Raw genomic sequence first — 3073 nt, 5'->3', positions numbered from 1 at the left:
GACCGCCGGGCGTGGCACGCCCGGCGGTCGACTCAGATCGACTTCTCCGCGTTGGCGACCCGGCGGATCCAGGACGAGCGAGAGCGGCTGCCACGCTGCGCGGCGATGCCCTTGCGGGTCCGGTCCTTGCGGTACTCCATCTCGGAGAGAACGATGTAGGTGTCCCTGGGGATCATGGTGTGCTCCTTGTTGTTCGACGACATCACAGAGGTTCGTCGTCTGAGGTAGGGCCTCACATCGGGCAAGTGCCTTATCTCGGGCATGAGGTAGGCGTTGCCGGGGCGGCCGGGCTACCTCAGACCGGCTTGTCGAGCGGTGAGATAGTGCCCGGATGGAGTTCGCCGAGGTCGTACGCCGCCGCCGGATGGTGCGCAGCTACACCGACGAGCCGGTCGACCCGGCGGTGGTCGAGCGCGCCCTTGAGCACGCCACCCGGGCGCCGAGCGCGGGGTTCTCCCAGGGCTGGGCGTTCGTCGTGCTCGACCGTCCCGAGGACGTGCGCCGGTTCTGGTCCGCGTCGACCGATGACGTCGACGACCCGGACCGCTGGCTCGCCGGGATGATGCGGGCACCGGTCGTCGTCGTGCCTTGCAGCGTCAAGGCGGCCTACCTCGAGCGCTACGCCGAGCCGGACAAGGGGTGGACGGACTCCGTCACCGGCGGGCCTCTACGGCGGTGGCCGATGCCGTTCTGGGACCTCGACACCGCGATGGCGGCGCTGCTGATCCTGCAGACCGTGACCGACGCCGGGCTCGGCGCCTGCTTCTTCGGGATCGTGCCCACCCGCGAGCAGGAGGTACGACGCGCGCTGGGCCTGCCCGACTCCGGCGATCCCCACCCGATCGGGGCGATCACGATCGGTCACCCGGCCCCGCGCGGCACCGGGGCGTCGGGCTCGGCGAGCCGGCGGCGCCGTACTCCGTGGACGGAGGTGGCCCACCGCGGCCGCTACGGCGCCGGCTGGCACCCGACCGGTGAGGGGGGTTGATGCGCCCCAGCCCCGTGATCACCCACCTCTCGCCGGAGGAGCTCGACGCGCGCGAGCCGGTGCTGCCCCGCGTCGCGCAGATGCTGCGCCCCTACCGCCGCAAGATCGCGCTCGTCCTCGTCGCCGTGCTGGCCTCGGCGGCGTTGACGTCGGTGGTGCCGTTCCTGGTGCGCGCGGTCTTCGACAACGCGCTCTTCCCGCTCGACGGCAGCCCGCCGGACCTGGGTCTGCTGGGCTGGCTGGTCGCCGGCATGTGCGTGATCCCGGTCGTCACGGCGCTGATCGGGATCGGCCAGAACTGGCTGACGTCCACGGTCGGCAACTCGGCGATGGCCGACCTGCGCGGCGACCTCTTCGAGCACCTGCAGAAGATGGAGCTGGCGTTCTTCACCGCCACCAAGACCGGGGCGATCCAGAGCCGGCTGGCCAACGACGTCGCGGGCGTGCGCACCGTGCTCACCGACACCGCGACGACGATCGTGCAGAACTCGGTGACGGTGACCGCGGCGCTGGTGTCGATGCTGGTGCTGTCGTGGCAGCTCACGATCCTCACCCTGATCCTGATGCCGTTGTTCATCTGGCTGCAGCTGCGGGTCGGGCGGCGGCGGCAGCGCCTGGCTCGGCGCACCCAGGAGTCGCTCTCGGAGATGACGTCGATCACCGAGGAGGCGCTCAGTGTCTCCGGCATCCTGCTCGCCAAGGTCTTCAACCGCTCGCCCCAGGAGGTCCAGCGCTACCGGGAGGCCAACCAGCGGCAGACCCGGCTGCAGGTCGAGCAGGCGATGACCGGCCGCACCTTCTTCGCGGTCGTGCAGACCTTCTTCGCCATCACGCCCGCCTTGATCTACCTGGTCGCCGGCTGGATCATCACCGGCACCTCCGTGATCGGCACCGACACCCTCACCGCCGGCACCCTGGTCGCGTTCACCACCCTGCAGAGCCGGCTGCAGATGCCGCTGCTGCAGCTGATGCGGGTCAGCCTCGACGTCCAGACCTCGCTCGCCCTGTTCCGCCGGATCTTCGAGTACCTCGACCTCGAGCCCGCGATCACCGAGCGCCCGGACGCGGTGTCGCTCGACCACGACACCATCCGCGGGCGGGTGGAGCTGCGCGGCGTGTCCTTCCGCTACCCCGAGCCGCGCGCCCTGTCCGGCGCGGCCAACCGCGACCGGTTCGGCGACAGCGGAGTGCGGATCGGGTCCGACGAGGAGGCCGACCGGCCCGCGGGCGACGGGTGGGCCCTGCGCGACGTCTCGTTGGTGGTCGAGCCGGGCGAGCTCGCCGCGATCGTCGGGCCGTCCGGCTCCGGCAAGACCACGACGACCTACTTGGTCCCCCGGTTCTACGACGTCACCGAGGGAGCGGTGCTGATCGACGGCCACGACGTCCGCGACCTGACCCTCTCGTCGCTGGCCGACGCGGTCGGCATGGTCACCCAGGAGCCCTACCTGTTCCACGGCACGATCCGCGACAACATCGCCTACGCCTGCCCGGACGCCCCGGCCGAGGCGATCGAGCAGGCCGCACGCGACGCCAACATCCACGACCGGATCATGAGCTTCCCCGAGGGCTACGAGACGATCACCGGCGAACGCGGCTACCGGCTGTCGGGCGGCGAGAAGCAGCGGCTCGCGATCGCCCGGGTGCTGCTGAAGGACCCGGCAATCCTGATCCTCGACGAGGCGACCTCCGCGCTCGACACCGAGACGGAGCGGCTGGTGCAGGAGGCGCTGGAGCGGGCGACCCGGTCGCGCACGACGATCGCGATCGCCCACCGGCTCTCGACCATCCAGTCGGCCGACGTGATCTACGGGCTCGCCGAGGGCCGCATCGTCGAGCGCGGCACCCACGAGGAGCTGCTCGCCGACCCCGACGGCCTCTACGCCCGGTTGTACGTCGAGCAGTTCTCCCGGCCCGGCGGGCCGCGTCCGTCGTACGACGAGCGGCGGGCCGACGTGCCGCTCTGACCGACGTCACCGCCGCGGTAAGCCGGCGTTAAGTCCGCGCTCAGCGCCGCTCGGGAGTCTCCTCCCAACAGCCCGACCAGGGCCCACCCCGAGGAGAACCCGATGAACAAGCTCAGCA

General features: G+C 71.1%; 3 protein-coding genes. 2 read left to right on the top strand and 1 reads right to left on the bottom strand.

What is annotated here, in order from left to right:
* Positions 1-32: 32 nt before the first annotated feature.
* A complete protein-coding gene (locus H0488_RS22185) occupies positions 33-176 on the bottom strand; it encodes a hypothetical protein (RefSeq protein WP_183101379.1) in 144 nt (47 codons plus the stop codon).
* Positions 177-331: 155 nt separating this feature from the next.
* Between H0488_RS22185 and H0488_RS22180 the strand changes: the two genes are divergently transcribed.
* Together H0488_RS22180 and H0488_RS22175 are read left to right on the top strand one after the other, a co-directional pair.
* Positions 332-988: a nitroreductase family protein gene (locus tag H0488_RS22180; protein WP_183101378.1), complete on the top strand. Its 657-nt coding sequence runs from the start codon at positions 332-334 to the stop codon at positions 986-988.
* Positions 988-2955, top strand: a complete 1968-nt coding sequence (locus H0488_RS22175; RefSeq protein ID WP_183101377.1) for an ABC transporter ATP-binding protein — start codon at positions 988-990, stop codon at positions 2953-2955. Before H0488_RS22180 ends, H0488_RS22175 begins: the two co-directional genes overlap by 1 nt.
* Positions 2956-3073 lie beyond the last annotated feature (118 nt).

Origin of the sequence: Nocardioides pelophilus (assembly GCF_014180685.1) — a bacterium.
Classification (GTDB): Bacteria; Actinomycetota; Actinomycetes; order Propionibacteriales; family Nocardioidaceae; genus Nocardioides; species Nocardioides pelophilus.
Note: the sequence above shows the minus strand (reverse complement) of the source record. Positions and strands in the feature narration are given on the sequence as shown.

What these genes read in the sequence shown, in the direction of transcription:
- H0488_RS22185 (WP_183101379.1), bottom strand. Translation starts at nt 176, where the DNA reads ATGATCCCCAGGGACACCTACATCGTTCTCTCCGAGATGGAGTACCGC.
- H0488_RS22180 (WP_183101378.1), top strand. Translation starts at nt 332, where the DNA reads ATGGAGTTCGCCGAGGTCGTACGCCGCCGCCGGATGGTGCGCAGCTAC.
- H0488_RS22175 (WP_183101377.1), top strand. Translation starts at nt 988, where the DNA reads ATGCGCCCCAGCCCCGTGATCACCCACCTCTCGCCGGAGGAGCTCGAC.